Source organism: Vibrio mediterranei (genome assembly GCF_013364395.1).
Taxonomy (GTDB): domain Bacteria; phylum Pseudomonadota; class Gammaproteobacteria; order Enterobacterales; family Vibrionaceae; genus Vibrio; species Vibrio mediterranei.
On the sequence record NZ_JABXGK010000001.1, the window covers coordinates 84,838 to 100,345 of the forward strand.

General features: G+C 45.1%; 16 protein-coding genes. 10 read left to right on the forward strand and 6 right to left on the reverse strand.

Features of this window, described 5'->3' with window-relative positions; genetic code table 11:
* Positions 1–44: 44 nt before the first annotated feature.
* The 3 genes from HOP38_RS00410 to glpX all read right to left on the reverse strand — a co-directional run bounded on the left by HOP38_RS00410 (position 45) and on the right by glpX (position 2,284).
* Positions 45–374, reverse strand: coding sequence for a DUF3135 domain-containing protein (locus tag HOP38_RS00410; protein WP_038223815.1), 330 nt, complete (start codon positions 372–374; stop codon positions 45–47).
* Between the two features lie 132 nt (positions 375–506).
* Positions 507–1,127, reverse strand: coding sequence for a helix-turn-helix transcriptional regulator (locus HOP38_RS00415; protein ID WP_006075485.1), 621 nt, complete (start codon positions 1,125–1,127; stop codon positions 507–509).
* A gap of 149 nt (positions 1,128–1,276) precedes the next feature.
* On the reverse strand, positions 1,277–2,284 hold the full coding sequence (gene glpX, locus HOP38_RS00420; RefSeq protein ID WP_006075486.1) for a class II fructose-bisphosphatase: 1,008 nt from the start codon (positions 2,282–2,284) through the stop codon (positions 1,277–1,279).
* A 341-nt stretch (positions 2,285–2,625) separates the two neighbouring features.
* Here glpX and zapB point away from each other — a divergent pair, with 341 nt between their 5' ends.
* The 3 genes from zapB to HOP38_RS00435 all read left to right on the forward strand — a co-directional run bounded on the left by zapB (position 2,626) and on the right by HOP38_RS00435 (position 4,761).
* A complete protein-coding gene (gene zapB / locus HOP38_RS00425) occupies positions 2,626–2,868 on the forward strand; it encodes a cell division protein ZapB (protein WP_006075487.1) in 243 nt (80 codons plus the stop codon).
* Between the two features lie 146 nt (positions 2,869–3,014).
* On the forward strand, positions 3,015–3,668 hold the full coding sequence (locus tag HOP38_RS00430; protein ID WP_006075488.1) for a TetR/AcrR family transcriptional regulator: 654 nt from the start codon (positions 3,015–3,017) through the stop codon (positions 3,666–3,668).
* A gap of 97 nt (positions 3,669–3,765) precedes the next feature.
* On the forward strand, positions 3,766–4,761 hold the full coding sequence (locus HOP38_RS00435) for a hypothetical protein (RefSeq protein WP_031493041.1): 996 nt from the start codon (positions 3,766–3,768) through the stop codon (positions 4,759–4,761).
* Positions 4,762–4,782: 21 nt separating this feature from the next.
* Here the strand turns inward: HOP38_RS00435 and HOP38_RS00440 are convergent, their stop codons facing one another.
* Entirely contained in the window at positions 4,783–5,913 is a 1,131-nt protein-coding gene (locus HOP38_RS00440) for a murein hydrolase activator EnvC family protein (RefSeq protein WP_038223809.1), read from the reverse strand.
* A 156-nt stretch (positions 5,914–6,069) separates the two neighbouring features.
* A complete protein-coding gene (gpmM, locus tag HOP38_RS00445) occupies positions 6,070–7,602 on the reverse strand; it encodes a 2,3-bisphosphoglycerate-independent phosphoglycerate mutase (protein ID WP_006075491.1) in 1,533 nt (510 codons plus the stop codon).
* Positions 7,603–7,998: 396 nt separating this feature from the next.
* On the opposite strand from gpmM, the gene HOP38_RS00450 reads away from it, so the two are divergent.
* The 4 genes from HOP38_RS00450 to cysE all read left to right on the forward strand — a co-directional run bounded on the left by HOP38_RS00450 (position 7,999) and on the right by cysE (position 11,096).
* Positions 7,999–8,433, forward strand: coding sequence for a rhodanese-like domain-containing protein (locus HOP38_RS00450; RefSeq protein WP_031493039.1), 435 nt, complete (start codon positions 7,999–8,001; stop codon positions 8,431–8,433).
* Positions 8,434–8,592: 159 nt separating this feature from the next.
* Complete coding sequence (secB, locus tag HOP38_RS00455; RefSeq protein WP_031493038.1) at positions 8,593–9,060, forward strand: protein-export chaperone SecB; 468 nt, start codon at positions 8,593–8,595, stop codon at positions 9,058–9,060.
* Positions 9,061–9,212: 152 nt separating this feature from the next.
* Positions 9,213–10,235 (forward strand): NAD(P)H-dependent glycerol-3-phosphate dehydrogenase, encoded by a 1,023-nt coding sequence (gpsA, locus tag HOP38_RS00460; RefSeq protein WP_031493036.1) that lies wholly within the window; start codon positions 9,213–9,215, stop codon positions 10,233–10,235.
* A gap of 39 nt (positions 10,236–10,274) precedes the next feature.
* Entirely contained in the window at positions 10,275–11,096 is an 822-nt protein-coding gene (gene cysE, locus HOP38_RS00465) for a serine O-acetyltransferase (RefSeq protein ID WP_038223802.1), read from the forward strand.
* 58 nt (positions 11,097–11,154) lie between these two features.
* On the opposite strand, the gene HOP38_RS00470 is transcribed toward cysE, so the two are convergent.
* Positions 11,155–12,498 carry an MATE family efflux transporter gene (locus HOP38_RS00470; protein ID WP_198557248.1) on the reverse strand — a complete coding sequence of 448 codons (1,344 nt, stop codon included), beginning with the start codon at positions 12,496–12,498 and terminating at the stop codon, positions 11,155–11,157.
* A gap of 232 nt (positions 12,499–12,730) precedes the next feature.
* On the opposite strand from HOP38_RS00470, the gene HOP38_RS00475 reads away from it, so the two are divergent.
* The 3 genes from HOP38_RS00475 (at position 12,731) to HOP38_RS00485 (ending at position 15,482) form a co-directional block, all read left to right on the forward strand.
* A complete protein-coding gene (locus HOP38_RS00475) occupies positions 12,731–13,021 on the forward strand; it encodes a co-chaperone GroES (protein WP_031493033.1) in 291 nt (96 codons plus the stop codon).
* A 68-nt stretch (positions 13,022–13,089) separates the two neighbouring features.
* Positions 13,090–14,727, forward strand: coding sequence for a chaperonin GroEL (gene groL, locus HOP38_RS00480; RefSeq protein ID WP_038223798.1), 1,638 nt, complete (start codon positions 13,090–13,092; stop codon positions 14,725–14,727).
* A 191-nt stretch (positions 14,728–14,918) separates the two neighbouring features.
* Positions 14,919–15,482: a VC2662 family protein gene (locus HOP38_RS00485; RefSeq protein WP_006075442.1), complete on the forward strand. Its 564-nt coding sequence runs from the start codon at positions 14,919–14,921 to the stop codon at positions 15,480–15,482.
* Positions 15,483–15,508 lie beyond the last annotated feature (26 nt).

Consider the following 15,508-nt stretch of genomic DNA (forward strand, 5'->3'; position numbering starts at 1 on the left):
ACGAACAATCAAAAAGGGAAGCATGGCTTCCCTTTTTTGTTGGTTTAGCGCCATTCTTCAGGTTTAGAGAAAGGCAAAATATCGGCGCTTTTGTTGCTCTCTGACGCTTCTCCATTTAAGGCTTGCGAGAATTTAACGATTTGACGATGCAATTCTTGACGTAATAACACATTGGCGTGAATGGGGTTTTTGGCGCGCTGTAAAACCCGTTCAATGTGAGATTGTTGAGCGTGCAGTCGAGGCTGCATCTCATCAGAACAGGTAGCGATAAACTGCTGGGACAAGTCGTGACGCAGTCGACTCAACTTCTCGGGGTTGTCCTTGGCCATTGCGGCTAGTTCATCGAATGACGGTAGAGTAATAGGCGTTACCATGTACGTTCCTCACCAAAAGAATCTCCATGCATATAATCAGCGTAGGAGTTAATGAGAAAAGACAAAATAAAACTGTAAATAGTCTCAGGAGTGAGACGAGCCAGCAGCGTTGCTATGAGCTGTTTATTGAAGTTAGCTTCTGTTGCTAAAGATATATACGCAGCGACGAGCACCTTGAACAATATGTTCGTCTCGTTGAACCGAAATATCGTTACCAACGAGGGCTTGAAAGACATTCAGCTCAGACTGACACAGAGTTTCACAGCGTTGTGCGGCTTTACAGATTGGGCAGTGATTTTCAATTAAGACAAAACCATCTTCAACCTGTTGAAATTCAGCCATGTACCCATCCTTATCGCGCAGTTCAGTGAGTTTCTCTACTTTACTTTGTAGGTCGGGAAGGCTGTCAAAATGAGGACGATAAGTCGCGAGGGTGTTTGTTTCGCGCTCTTTGGATACTTTATTGAGTCCTTCAGTACCAAACACTTGTTCAATTGCATCAATAAACTGAACCGTTAAATCACTGTGGCGATCGGAAAACTGGGCATGCCCTTTGGCAGTGAGTGACCAATGTCGATTCGGTCGACCTACTTTAACTTTAACATCTTCAAAACGTAGAAATCCTTCCTCTTCTAGGCCCTGCAAATGTTGCCTAGCGCCCATCGTGGTGATGTTTAAACGTGAAGCAATCTGTTTAGCGGTGACTGCGCCTTCTCGTTTTATGATGTCAATAATTTGGTCAGTGGCTTTCATTAGTGCGTCCGTTTCTCTTAAATCAGCCTATGGATAACGATAGTTGGGGTATTATGGCGAATAAGGTTAATAAAGCAAATTATTTACTATCTTCATAATAGATGAAAAAAACGCTGGCTACAGCCAGCGCTTTATCTCAATAATGGCGATTATAAGATGATATCGCGAATCTCTGGGTCTTTACGCTCTAAATAGTGCGTTGATTTAATACGGCGAATAGTACGGCAGCGGCCACGAATAAGCAGTGTTTCACTGGTCGCGATATTGCCCTGACGTGTGATGCCTTCAAGCAGGTCACCTTTAGTAATGCCTGTTGCCGAGAACACCACATTGTCACTACGTGCCATGTCTTCCATGCGAAGCACAATGTTGGCTTTGACACCCATTTGTGCGCAGCGCTCAAGTTCAAGTTCACCCGCTTTACGATTTTCTTCGTTATCGCCTTTCACTTCATGACGTGGAAGTAAGCGACCATGCATGTCACCATCTAGAGCACGAATAACAGCGGCAGACACTACGCCTTCTGGTGCGCCACCAATGCAATACATAACATCTACTTCACTATCCGGCATACAAGTCAGAATAGACGCGGCTACATCACCATCTGGCACAGCAAAAACACGTACGCCCATGGCTTGCATTTCAGCGATAACGTCATCATGACGTGGCTTTGCCAGTGTCGTAACCACAAGCGTATCAAGAGATTTGCCTAAGGCCGCTGCAATGTTGGTTAAGTTTTCAGAAAGTGGTTTTTCTAGGTCGATAACCCCTTTAGCGCCCGGGCCTACTACCAACTTTTCCATGTACATATCAGGTGCTTTCAAGAAGCTGCCTTTTTCACCAGCGGCTAGAACAGCAAGTGCATTCGACTGGCCCATTGCTGTCATGCGAGTACCTTCAATAGGGTCAACCGCGATATCAACAGCGTCACCACCAATACCAACTTGCTCACCGATATACAGCATAGGTGCATCATCAATCTCACCTTCACCAATAACGATTTCACCTTCGATATCGGTTTTGTTCAGTAGGCTGCGCATGACTTCTACTGCGGCACCATCCGCAGCATTCTTGTCGCCACGTCCAAGCCATTTATAACCTGCTAGGGCGGCACCTTCGGTAACTCGTGAAAAAGCCATTGCTAAATCGCGCTTCATACTGACTCCAATTAAATGAAAAATGACAAAAGGATTTATGGCGCGAATTCTAGCATATCCAAAAGGAAACGTTTGCTTTTTTGTGGTTTTGGTCGCTATCTTGTCGCTAAGTTATGATTACTCATTGAGAAAGTGCAGGGAGAAAGGTCAGAGTAAAGTGATAACAGGGAAGGTTTGACAAGTTTTAGGTAAAGCTTATGTCATTTTGCGATGCTTTTTTGACCGAATGGTGAAAAATCTGCAATATAGGGCGTGTCTATCTTCTCTATGCTGAGTAGAATGGGACAATATAGAGTATGAAGTCTTTTCATGTCACAGAATTAAATTAAGGGTAGGCCGAGATGTCTTTTGAAGTACTGGAACAACTAGAAGCAAAAATTCAAACTGCAGTTGACACAATCGCGCTTCTTCAAATGGAAGTTGAAGAACTGAAAGAAGAAAAAGTGCAACTAGCAAATCAAGCGGAAGAGCTACGTAATAGCCGTGAAGAATTGGTTCAAAAGACTGAGCAAATGCAACGTGAGCACGGCCAATGGCAAGAGCGTATTCGTAACCTGCTTGGTAAAATGGACGAAGTAGAGTAATTCATTCGTCAAACGTATTCGAAAGCACTCATTTGAGTGCTTTTTTTATATCATTTGGTCTAACCAGTGCGACTCACCGTCTCATGACTTTTCGTACACAACTTGAGCACGTATACTAACCCCAACTAGGGAAAGGAAAAGTTAGAATGAAAACACGTGACAAAATAGTGTATGCCGCCCTCGACTTATTTAATTTAGATGGCGAGCGCAACGTGACGACCAACCATATTGCTGCTCATATCGAGATTAGCCCAGGTAACCTCTATTACCACTTTCGCAATAAACAAGAGATAGTGAGAGAGATCTTTGCGCTATATTCGCAAGAGCTCATTGAACGTTTTACTCCTATCCAAGGTCAGCAAGAAAGTTTGGCGCTCCTCAAGCACTATCTTGATTCTATCTTTAATCTAATGTGGAAATATCGTTTCTTCTACGCCAACCTGCCAGAGATTCTGCAACGTGATCCTAAGCTGCACGAAGAGTATATTGAGGTTCAGGAGCGATTGCAGGGTAACTTAGTTAATATCCTAAGAGCCTTTGTTGAACTCGATTTATTGACGATTAACGAGAAAGAACTTAAGTCATTGGTGACCACTCTGCATATGATGGCGGTTGGTTGGTTGAGCTACCAATCGGCGATGTCACCGAAGACTCAAATTACTGAAGAGGTAATTCAGCAGGGTATGTTACACATGATTAATGTCGTGAAGCCACTATCAACGGCAAAAGGTCGTGAACAGCTGTCTCTACTAGAAGATGGTGTGAAAATGATGGGGTCGACAGACAGTCGCTCGCTCTAACGGCATGATATATAGCCAATTCATCTTGTTACAAACCCTGCTATCTTAGTAGGGTTTGTTGTTTTAGACACCAGATTAATTGGAGAGTGACGACGGGATGGCTGATAACGAAATGAAAGCAAAAGCACACTATGATGTATTCAATGGTGATGCCGATGGTATTTTGTCATTGCTGCAATTGCGATTAGCTCAGCCGAAAGAAACACAGCTGATCTCAGGGATTAAGCGTGATATTGCGCTGTTACAACGAGTCCCCGTCGCAGAAGCAGGCTCTGTTACAGTGCTCGACATCTCCATGGATAAAAACCAAAACGCCTTAGATGAGCTTTTGGATCATAATGTGCCTATTACTTATATCGATCACCACAAAGCATCAACTATTCCCCACAGCGACATTTTGGATGCACATATCGACCTTGATGCCAATACGTGCACCGCACTGATTGTAGATAAGCTATTACAAGGTCAGTATCGAACTTGGGCGATTGCTGCGGCCTATGGAGATAATATGTTGAGTAGTGCTGAGCATTTAGCGAATGAGCTTAAACTCACGCACGAGCAACGACACTTTCTCAAGCAATTAGGAACCTTGGTGAATTACAACGGTTATGGAGAGAGCTTAGCTGATCTGCATTTTGACCCAGTCATCCTTTATCAGGCGTTATTGGCGTACCCTGACCCGTTTGATTGCCAGAAAGACGCCTCTTCTCCGTATTACACTCTTAAATCGGCGTTTGAGAGTGATGAAATAGCGTTAGAGGGAACGGAAACTGTCTTTGAGTCGGACATCTTGAAAGTGGTAAAGCTGCCAGCAACGCCAGCGGCGAGGAGAATGTCGGGGACTTGGATAAATCGCTTGGCGAATGAAGCGCCTGACCAAGCTCATATTTCGTTAGTGCCGAGAAGCGGCTCGAGCAAAAGCGCTAGTTATACCGTTTCAGTTAGGGCTCCGCTGAACAATAAGCAAGGCGCTGCTGAGATTTGTAGTCAGTTCGCCACAGGTGGTGGGCGAGAGGCGGCAGGGGGCATCAATGAGTTGCCAGAGCATGAGGTAGAGCGACTGATTCAAGTCGCTCAAGAGTGTTATCGCTAAGTACCCACACTTGGCTTTACGTTATCGTTTTAGCCAGCTTTTTGGGTTTTGTACTTTACTGTTGCGGCGGATTTCGAAATACAGCGATGAGCTTGATTGACCGCCCGTGTCACCAGCAAGTGCGATGGTCTCTCCTGCGGAGACTTTATCCCCTTCTTTTTTCAGCAATGTCTGGTTATAACCATAAAGCGTCATGTCACCTTTACCATGGTCCAATAGTACTACCAGTCCATAGCCGCGTAGGTAGTCGGCGAAGACGACAGTACCAGAATACACAGACTTTATAGATTCTCCGTAATTAGCTTGAATAACCATGCCTTTCCAGTTCACTTGTCCAGTTTGCTTGGTCCCAAAGCTATGTAGAACTTTCCCTTTCACCGGCCAAGGCAGCTTACCTTTCTGTCGAGCCAGACCATCCATAGGTACTTGATTGCGCTTAGCGGCTTTAGCAATTTCCGCCTTCAAGCGTGTTTCATTACGCTGCAGTTCAGCTAGGTAGGTCTTATCGCTTGAGATGCTCTTTCTGATTTTAGATACCGTACTTTTGCGACTGGCTTGGTTTTTCGCAAGAGAGTTTCGCTTGTCTTTTTGTTGCTCGAGTAATTGTGCAATTTGATTACGTTCAAGCTCAAGGGCACGTTCACTTTCTGCCAGCTCCAGTTCAGTTTGTGCTAATTTCTCCAAAGTCTCAGCACGTGCTTTGGCAAGATATTGGTAGTACTGGCTAATACGGTCTTCATCTGGATTAGTACTAAACACACTCGAGGCTGAGTTGTTCTGCTTGGTCACGTAATAGGTTTGCACCAACTCGGCGAGGATCTTTTGCTGTTGTTTTTTCTGCTCGGTGAGCTCTTCGACTTGTTGATGAAAACTATCGAGGTTGCGATTAGCTTGAGCAAGTTGAGCGGTGGTCGATTTTATCTCTTTCTCAATGTTAGAAATGCCGACTTCTTGTTGACGCAAAGACTTTTGTAATTTATCGAGCTCTTTTTGCTGCGCAGACAGTTCTTTCTGTTGGCGTGTAATTTCGCTCTTTACGCCAGTCAGTTCATTTTGATTGGCTAAAGTGAGAGTCGGGTACGTAACAAGCCCGATGCTAAGAATCCATGCCGATATAGAGGGGATGAAAGGCGTTTTATTATTGGGTTTCATTCTACTTCCGTTAAAAATACCGACCAAGTCTGTTCGTGCCCAGATGCGCAACCACCATTATATCCACACTTAGGGCCAGAGGTGCAAGCATACAAAAACGCCGATGCGTATGCACCGGCGTTTTATCAAGCTTATGTCATTACTTTGCGAAGCTGATTACTTAACCAGTACGTCGCCAGACATTTCTGCTGGAATTTCCATGCCAGTCATAGAAAGCATAGTTGGAGCTAGATCAGACAGCTTACCACCTTCTTTGAACTCAACCGCTTTATCACCAACGTAGATCAGCGGTACTGGTAGGTTAGTGTGAGCAGTGTGAGTACCACCTGTCTCAGGGTCCACCATCATTTCAGCGTTACCGTGGTCAGCAGTGATTAGCATTTGACCGCCAACTTCTTTAATCGCTTCAACCACTTTACCTACACTTGCGTCTAGAGCTTCAATCGCTTGCTCAGCGGCTTCGTATACGCCTGTATGGCCAACCATATCTGCGTTTGGATAGTTACAGATAATAGTGTCGTATTTACCTGACTTGATAGCCGCAACCATTTTTTCAGTCAGCTCTTCAGAGCTCATTTCTGGTTGTAGGTCGTATGTAGCTACTTTTGGAGAAGCAACAAGTTGACGCTCTTCACCGTTAAATTCAGTTTCAACACCACCGTTGAAGAAGAAAGTGACGTGTGCGTACTTTTCTGTCTCAGAAATACGTAGCTGAGTCTTGCCTGCTTTAGATAGCCACTCACCGTAAGTGTTTTCAAGAGAGGCTGGTGGGAATGCACACGCAAGTGGGATATCAGCTGCGTATTGAGTCAGCATAACGAAGTCAACCGCTGGGAAGACTTTACGCTCGAAACCATCAAATGCAGGTACGAATGCACGAGTAATTTCACGAGCACGGTCAGCACGGTAGTTCATGAAGATAACGGCATCGCCATCAACGATAGCAGCTGACTCTTGGCCTTCTGCACGAATTTCTGTTGGTGCAACGAATTCATCGTTTTCATCACGAGAGTAAGCCGCTTCTAGACCTGCAACTGCAGAATCAAATGTGAAGGCACCTTCTGCTTGAGTCAGTAGGTCGTACGCTTTTTCTACGCGATCCCAGTTGTTATCACGATCCATTGCATAGTAACGACCAACAAGAGACGCTACACGGCCTTTGCCTAGCTCTGCAAATAGAGCGTCAAAACGTTGCAGTGAACCTTCCGCGCTACGTGGTGGTGTGTCACGACCGTCTAGGAAGCAGTGTAGGTAGATTTTCTCTGCGCCACGCTCTGCTGCCATTTTCACTGCAGCGTAGATGTGATCTTCGTGAGAGTGAACGCCACCTGGAGACATAAGACCCATTAGGTGAACCGCTTTACCTGCTGCGATAGCTTTATCCATTGCCGCAACAAGGATTTCGTTTTGACCGAATTCACCGTCAGTAATAGATTTTGTGATGCGAGTAAGGTCTTGGTATACCACGCGACCAGCACCAATATTGGTGTGACCCACTTCTGAGTTACCCATTTGACCATCCGGTAGACCTACGTCCATGCCAGAAGCCGAAATTAGTGTACGTGGATTGTTTGCCCACAAGCCGTCCATAACTGGAGTTTTTGCGTTGTTGATTGCGTTGCTTGCGTTGTCTTCACGGTAACCCCAACCGTCAAGAATCACTAGAGCCATTGGCTTCTTAGCTGACATAGTTATAACCTCGTCAAATCGATAGTAACTTTACAGAAAACAAATTAGCGTAATTTTACTACACTTTTTAACCAAAACTGTAGTGGCAGATCAAATAATGTTTGTGATTGCCGTTACTTGTTTTCAGTTTTGGACAGTTGAAACCACTAATAGTTTTCCGCGTGAGGTAATCATAGACGCTATTTTTGGATGATTCCTCGCCTTTGTTTCTATTAATACGCCTTTACTAGCAGGTTTGGCTAATTGGTTTTCTCTATCTCTGCAATAGTAATGTCGCCTGGGTTGAGGAGAGGGATCTCAATTCTTTGTTCGAAACATTTTCCCCTCTCGCCAGAGCACGACTAAGCCGCTATACTCCTCGACTGATTTAATGTTCAACTATTAAGAGCGCAAGCTATGCAAGAGTATTTAGAATTTTTTCAACAAAACATGATCATGGCACTAGTGTGGGTTGCACTATTCGTCGCTCTGATTGCCAACATCTTCAAATCAGCAAATGCTGCATATAAAGAAGTATCGGCTGCGCAAGTGACTCATATGATGAACCGTGAGAATGGTTTAGTGGTTGATATTCGTTCAAAAGACGACTTCAAGCGTGGCCATATTACTGACTCGGTAAATGTGCTGCCATCTGATATTAAGTCAGGTTCAATCCCAAGCCTTGAAAACCATAAATCAGACCCAATCATTGTTGTATGTAAGACTGGTCAAACAGCGCAAGAGAGCGCGAATCTGCTAGCTAAAGCAGGGTTTGAGAAAGTTTACTTGCTGAAAAATGGTCTGACGGCATGGAGCGAAGCGAACCTGCCACTGATCAAAGGCAAAAAGTAATCGAGAATTTTGAGTAATTTCGCGGCAGTTATGACTAAGGGATGTGATAAGTGCCACGGAATTAACGGCTCGCCTAGTCATAGAAGATTGGCTCGGATAGTCTGCAAGACAACTCATAAACGTTTTTGACAATTTTAGACGTATTTAAGGAAAAACATCATGGCTGAAGCAGCTCCACAAGAAGCACAACAAAACTTCGCAATCCAACGCATCTTTCTAAAAGACGTATCTTTTGAAGCGCCAAACTCGCCAGATATGTTCCAGAAAGATTGGAACCCAGATGTTAAGCTAGATCTTGACACTCAAAGCCGTGAACTAGGCCAAGGCATCTATGAAGTTGTTCTTCGCCTAACTGTGACTGTGAAAAACGCAGAAGACACAGCATTCCTATGTGAAGTTCAACAAGGCGGTATTTTCACTGCTGAGCAGATGGAAGCAGGTCAACTTGCACATTGCTTAGGCGCGTTCTGCCCGAACATCCTATTCCCATATGCTCGTGAAACTATTTCTAGCCTAACGATGAAAGGTACGTTCCCTCAACTGAACCTAGCGCCAGTTAACTTTGACGCTCTGTTCATGAACTACTTACAACAGCAAGCTCAACAAGAAGGCCAAGCAGAAGCTTAAGCCTTTTTCGCAGAACATATTTTCTGCACGAGTAAGCGAAGTGAATAGACTTAGCTAATAAAAATGCACAGCGCATCGCGATGTGCATTTTTTATTTGCTCCGTACGGAGTAGACTAACTACATTGAGCCATAACGAAAATTTGGTGGTGTTATGAATAACGCATATGGAAAAGAAATCGCAATGACCGTTATCGGTGCCGGTTCTTATGGAACCTCATTGGCGATCTCTCTTGCTCGTAACGGAGCAAACGTGGTGATTTGGGGACACGAGCCTGAACACATGGTGAAGCTTGAAGCAGACAGAGCCAATCATGAGTTCTTGCCTGGGATTGAATTTCCAGAAACGTTGATTGTCGAGTCTGACTTGAACAAAGCCGTTCAAGCCAGTCGCGATCTTTTGGTTGTGGTACCGAGCCATGTATTTGGTATTGTGCTTAACAGTATCAAGCCTCATCTTCGTCAAGACAGCCGCATCTGCTGGGCAACCAAGGGTCTAGAGCCTGAAACGGGTCGATTGTTGAAGGATGTTGCTCATGACATTATTGGTGATGACTATCCGTTGGCAGTGCTTTCTGGACCTACTTTTGCCAAAGAGTTGGCGGCGGGACTTCCAACTGCGATTGCCGTGGCCTCTCCAAATGCTGAGTTTGTAGCTGATCTTCAAGAAAAAATCCACTGTAGTAAAACCTTCCGTGTTTATGCCAACGATGACTTTACTGGCATGCAATTGGGCGGTGCGGTGAAAAACGTGATTGCGATTGGTGCAGGTATGTCGGACGGCATCGGTTTTGGTGCAAACGCACGTACCGCGCTGATTACCCGAGGTCTAGCTGAAATGACACGTCTAGGTGCTGCCTTGGGTGCTAAGCCGGATACCTTTATGGGTATGGCAGGTCTTGGTGATCTAGTCCTGACGTGTACTGATAACCAGTCTCGTAACCGCCGTTTTGGTTTGGCACTTGGTCAGGGTAAAGATGTGGATACGGCTCAGACAGAGATCGGTCAGGTTGTTGAAGGCTACCGCAATACTAAAGAGGTATGGTTGTTATCTCAGCGCATGGGTGTGGAAATGCCAATTGTTGACCAAATCTATCAAGTACTGTATCAAGGTAAAGACGCAAGACTTGCAGCGCAAGATTTGCTTGCTAGGGATAAAAAAGCGGAGCAACAATAACGCTCTGTTGGTGATTGAGTACCAGTCGTAGGACAAGAAATGAAACACTGTGAAAAGAAGAATGTCTGGGAGTGCATTGTAAGAGAAGCGCGCGAGCAAGCAGAGCAAGAGCCGATGCTTGCGAGTTTCTATCATGCCACCATAATCAACCACGAAAGCTTTGGTGCAGCATTAAGCTACATTTTAGCCAATAAGCTGAAGACCGCGTCAATGCCAGCAATGGCAGTACGTGAAGTGGTTGAGCAAGCGTTTAATGCTGATCCATCAATTACTGATGCAGCTGCTTGTGACATTTGTGCGACAGTGAACCGAGATCCTGCGGTTGCCATGTACTCAATGCCGCTACTTTATCTGAAAGGCTACCATGCACTACAAGGCTATCGTGTTGCCAATTGGCTATGGAATCAAGGGCGTATGGCTCTTGCGACCTATTTACAAAACCAAATATCCGTTGCGTGTCAGGTAGACATCCACCCTGCGGCTCGCATTGGTAAAGGCATCATGCTTGACCACGCCACCGGCATTGTTATTGGTGAGACCGCTGTCGTTGAAAATGATGTTTCCATCTTGCAGAACGTCACACTAGGCGGTACTGGTAAAGAGTGTGGTGATCGACATCCTAAGATCCGTGAAGGCGTTATGATTGGCGCTGGGGCGAAGATTCTAGGTAATATTGAAGTCGGTAAGGGAGCCAAAATTGGTTCTTGCTCTGTGGTACTTCAGCCAGTACCTCCGCATACTACTGCTGCTGGTGTTCCTGCAAAGATTGTCGGTAAACCGAAAACCGATAAACCATCACTAGATATGGATCAGCAATTTAACGGTAAGTCACAAACCTTTATGGGCGGTGATGGTATTTAAACAAGCCTGAGAAATGAATCAAAAACGTAGAGCCAAGGTATCAGCCTTGGCTTTATTTTTAACTGGCTTGGTACAGATGTTTTTTTCTCACACCAAGCGCATAAAGATACGCCAATATTCCGCCTAGAACATTACCGACTGCAACGCCAATAAACATGCCTTCGACATCATAATAATGGCTACCTAGGGCCGCGGCTGGCAAGGTGAAGACAAACAGTCTCATCGCACTCCACATAAAGGCTTTGTTTGGTTCGTGTAACGCATTCATACCACTACCCAGCATCATGATGATCCCTTGGAATCCATAGCTGAATGGTACTACGAGTAAGTAATGCCAAAGAATATCTCTTACGGCTTGTTCTTGGGAAAACAGCGCAGAAATTGGAATGCTGAGTGGTACCATCATTGCGAAGATAAACAGCTGGAATACGATCGAAAACCGCATACTCAAAAATAAGCCGGCAAAACTTCGATCAGGCTGTTTGGCGCCAAAGTTCTGTGACATAAATGGCGTTAGTGCAGAGCTTAGCGAGATTAAAACCAAAATTAGAATCGACTCAACACGCTGTGCAGCTCCATAAGCGGCGACCGCAGCGGTGCCATGAGAAGACAGCATCTTCATTAAAATTGCACCTGAGATCGGAGACATGGCCGTTGATAGTCCTGATGGTGTTCCAATGCGTAATATAGCGATCCAATCTTGCCAAATTTCCGTAGGTTTGAGCTTACCCAATAACTTTTCGCGTTTGATGAGTACAAACAGCGAGCCAAACAGGGCGCCAAACCAAGCAATGCCGCTAGCAATGGCAGCACCTTGAATGCCCAACTCTGGGAAAGGGCCTATACCAAAGATCAACAGAGGGTCGAGCACGCCATTAATGAAACCGGACAGCATCATGATTTTTGCGGGGGTTTTGGTATCACCAGTAGCTCGAATCGCACTGTTTCCCGCCATCGGAATAACCAGCAATGGTACCGTTAAATACCAGATCACCATGTACTCGCTGATTAATGGAATGATGTCATCGCTAGCACCAAGTAGTTTGAATAGTGGTTCTATGGTCAGCAGCCCGAATGCTGAAGCAATGGTCACGAGTACCACCGCGAGCAGTAATCCGTGAGTGGCAAAACGAGCCGCGTTTTGAGTATTTCCTTGTCCCAGTAATCGCCCAATATTGGTAGAGAGTCCCATACCAATACCCATAGTGATGCAATTGACCCCAAATGTAACCGGAAAAGTAAAGCTGATGGCGGCCAGTGCTTGTGTGCCAAGCAGCGATATAAAGAAGGTATCAACGAGGTTAAATGCCAAGATCGCAACCATGCCAAATACCATAGGAACAGTCATGTTTCTAAGGACAGTAGAGATGGGAGCGGAAAGTAGGCCGTGTTTATCTTGCATGGCATTCAGTGCTGATGAAACAGGCGCTTAGAATACAGCAATTGATGAGTTGGTGCGAGAATGGGTTTGGTAAGGGAGGTCATTCACTAGCCAAAGCTCATTTTCGTTATTTTTGTCACAATTTTTTGGCATGCTGCCCTTGGGATCGTAGAAAACGCCCCCAACATATTCAACACAAGGCCTTGAAGGCTATCTAATAAGCTAAATGGAAAATAATCAGGAGAATCGACCGATGAATATCCGTCCTCTACACGACCGAGTTATCGTTGAGCGCCAAGAAGTTGAATCTAAATCTGCTGGCGGCATCGTTCTAACTGGTTCTGCTGCAGAAAAATCGACACGTGGTACTGTTTTGGCTGTGGGCAAAGGCCGCATCCTAGAAAACGGTACAGTACAGCCATTGGACGTGAAAGTAGGTGATACGGTTATCTTTGCTGAAGGCTACGGCACGAAAACAGAAAAGATCGACGGTAAAGAAGTTCTGATCATGTCTGAAAATGACATCATGGCTATCGTTGAATAATTAAGTAGACGTTGAGTAATTTTTTACTCTAAACAAGCTATCCACTGAATTTAGATAAGGAAATAACAATGGCTGCTAAAGACGTTAAGTTTGGCAACGACGCACGAATCAAAATGCTAGAAGGTGTAAACGTTCTAGCTGACGCAGTAAAAGTTACGCTAGGCCCTAAAGGTCGTAACGTAGTTCTAGACAAATCTTTTGGTGCACCAACCATCACTAAAGATGGTGTATCTGTTGCGCGTGAAATTGAACTGGAAGACAAGTTCCAGAACATGGGCGCACAAATGGTGAAAGAAGTTGCTTCTCAAGCTAACGATGCTGCAGGTGACGGTACAACAACTGCTACTGTACTGGCTCAATCTATCATTTCTGAAGGCCTGAAAGCGGTTGCTGCTGGCATGAACCCAATGGACCTTAAGCGCGGTATCGATAAAGCTGTCGCAGCTGCAGTTGAAGAGCTAAAAGCTCTGTCTGTTGAGTGTAAAGACACCAAAGCGATTGCTCAGGTTGGTACTATCTCTGCAAACTCTGACTCTACGGTTGGTAACATCATTGCTGAAGCAATGGAAAAAGTAGGTCGTGATGGCGTTATTACTGTTGAAGAAGGTCAGGCTCTACAAGATGAGCTAGACGTAGTAGAAGGTATGCAGTTCGATCGTGGTTACCTATCTCCTTATTTCATCAACAACCAAGAAGCTGGTAGCGTTGATCTAGAGAGCCCGTTCATTCTTCTTATCGATAAGAAAGTGTCAAACATCCGTGAACTTCTACCAACTCTTGAAGCAGTAGCTAAAGCATCTCGTCCGCTGCTTATCATTGCAGAAGACGTAGAAGGCGAAGCGCTAGCAACACTTGTTGTGAACAACATGCGCGGTATCGTAAAAGTAGCGGCGGTTAAAGCACCTGGTTTCGGTGACCGTCGTAAGTCTATGCTTCAAGACATCGCTATCCTAACTGGCGGTACAGTAATTTCTGAAGAAATCGGTCTAGACCTTGAGAAAGTGACGCTAGAAGATCTAGGTCAAGCTAAGCGTGTAACCATCACTAAAGAAAACTCAACCATCATCGATGGCGCGGGTGAAGAAGCGATGATTCAAGGTCGTGTTGCACAAATTCGTCAACAAATCGAAGAAGCAACGTCTGACTACGATAAAGAGAAACTTCAAGAGCGTGTCGCTAAACTTGCTGGTGGTGTCGCTGTTATCAAAGTTGGTGCTGCAACTGAAGTTGAAATGAAAGAGAAGAAAGACCGAGTAGAAGACGCACTTCACGCTACTCGTGCTGCTGTTGAAGAAGGCGTAGTGGCTGGTGGTGGTGTTGCACTTATCCGTGCGGCATCTAAAGTTGCTGGTCTTGAAGGTGACAACGAAGAGCAAACAGTGGGTATCCGCGTTGCACTTCGCGCAATGGAAGCACCAATTCGTCAAATCACTGCAAACGCAGGTGACGAAGAGTCTGTAGTAGCGAACAACGTGAAAGCGGGTGAAGGTAGCTACGGTTACAATGCGGCAACGGGTGAGTACGGCGATATGCTAGAGATGGGTATTCTAGACCCAACAAAAGTAACGCGTTCTGCACTTCAGTTTGCTGCATCTGTTGCGGGTCTAATGATCACAACGGAAGCAATGGTAACAGATATTCCTCAGAAAGATGCTCCAGCAATGCCTGATATGGGCGGTATGGGTGGCATGCCTGGCATGATGTAATTCGCATCAGAATGTTCTGACAAGCCGAAGGGAAACCTTCGGCTTTTTTTGTATCTGGTTCAATAATAACCAAGTAATTTGTGAGAATGTTGCTGAATATGACATTTCACTGACAAATCGTATGGTTGTCCTTTTTAGCATCGTCTAAACTTATTATTCGACAACAAGAAAATGTCAGTGGAGACAATATAATGAAAAAAGTCATTTCAGCCCTAGCAGTGGCAGCAGCGGTAGCTTCACCAATGGCGTTAGCAGACAGCACGCCAGTTATGTTCTCATCACTAAACGGCTTTAACGCACCAGATGCAAATGCAGTTGGTGGTGTTCGTTTAGCAGTACTTCATGGTCAAGTGAATGAAGTAAAAGGTGTCGACTTCTCTGTACTAGGTATGTCTGAAACTCAACGTACAACAGGTGTGAACTTCGGTCTATTCTTTGGTGCGTCTAAAGTAACTCAAGAGATGAAAGGTGCTTCTCTAGGTATCTTCAACTGGAATACTGGTTCAACAACGGGTGTTAACCTTGGTGCCGTTAACGTAACTAACGATGTGAAAGGTCTGAACTGGAGTGCAGTGAACTACTCTGAAGGCTATACAATGGCTGATATCGGTCTTGCTAGCTTCTCAAACAAGTCTAACTTCCAGTTTGGTTTCTTCAACAAAACCAACACGATCGACGGTGTTCAGATTGGTCTGATCAACTGTGCAGATAACGGTTTCTTCAAGTGCTTCCCAATCATCAACTTCGCGAAGTAATTTGAATTGATTCGTCAAAAAAGCCC

Bases quoted from the DNA above. Each gene is read 5' to 3' on its own strand.
- gpmM (WP_006075491.1), bottom strand. From the start codon at position 7,602: ATGTCAGCTAAGAAGCCAATGGCTCTAGTGATTCTTGACGGTTGGGGT.
- HOP38_RS00435 (WP_031493041.1), top strand. From the start codon at position 3,766: ATGGCTGATAACGAAATGAAAGCAAAAGCACACTATGATGTATTCAAT.
- secB (WP_031493038.1), top strand. From the start codon at position 8,593: ATGGCTGAAGCAGCTCCACAAGAAGCACAACAAAACTTCGCAATCCAA.
- groL (WP_038223798.1), top strand. From the start codon at position 13,090: ATGGCTGCTAAAGACGTTAAGTTTGGCAACGACGCACGAATCAAAATG.
- HOP38_RS00475 (WP_031493033.1), top strand. From the start codon at position 12,731: ATGAATATCCGTCCTCTACACGACCGAGTTATCGTTGAGCGCCAAGAA.
- cysE (WP_038223802.1), top strand. From the start codon at position 10,275: ATGAAACACTGTGAAAAGAAGAATGTCTGGGAGTGCATTGTAAGAGAA.
- HOP38_RS00430 (WP_006075488.1), top strand. From the start codon at position 3,015: ATGAAAACACGTGACAAAATAGTGTATGCCGCCCTCGACTTATTTAAT.
- HOP38_RS00440 (WP_038223809.1), bottom strand. From the start codon at position 5,913: ATGAAACCCAATAATAAAACGCCTTTCATCCCCTCTATATCGGCATGG.
- HOP38_RS00410 (WP_038223815.1), bottom strand. From the start codon at position 374: ATGGTAACGCCTATTACTCTACCGTCATTCGATGAACTAGCCGCAATG.
- HOP38_RS00450 (WP_031493039.1), top strand. From the start codon at position 7,999: ATGCAAGAGTATTTAGAATTTTTTCAACAAAACATGATCATGGCACTA.
- zapB (WP_006075487.1), top strand. From the start codon at position 2,626: ATGTCTTTTGAAGTACTGGAACAACTAGAAGCAAAAATTCAAACTGCA.
- gpsA (WP_031493036.1), top strand. From the start codon at position 9,213: ATGAATAACGCATATGGAAAAGAAATCGCAATGACCGTTATCGGTGCC.
- glpX (WP_006075486.1), bottom strand. From the start codon at position 2,284: ATGAAGCGCGATTTAGCAATGGCTTTTTCACGAGTTACCGAAGGTGCC.
- HOP38_RS00470 (WP_198557248.1), bottom strand. From the start codon at position 12,498: ATGCAAGATAAACACGGCCTACTTTCCGCTCCCATCTCTACTGTCCTT.
- HOP38_RS00485 (WP_006075442.1), top strand. From the start codon at position 14,919: ATGAAAAAAGTCATTTCAGCCCTAGCAGTGGCAGCAGCGGTAGCTTCA.
- HOP38_RS00415 (WP_006075485.1), bottom strand. From the start codon at position 1,127: ATGAAAGCCACTGACCAAATTATTGACATCATAAAACGAGAAGGCGCA.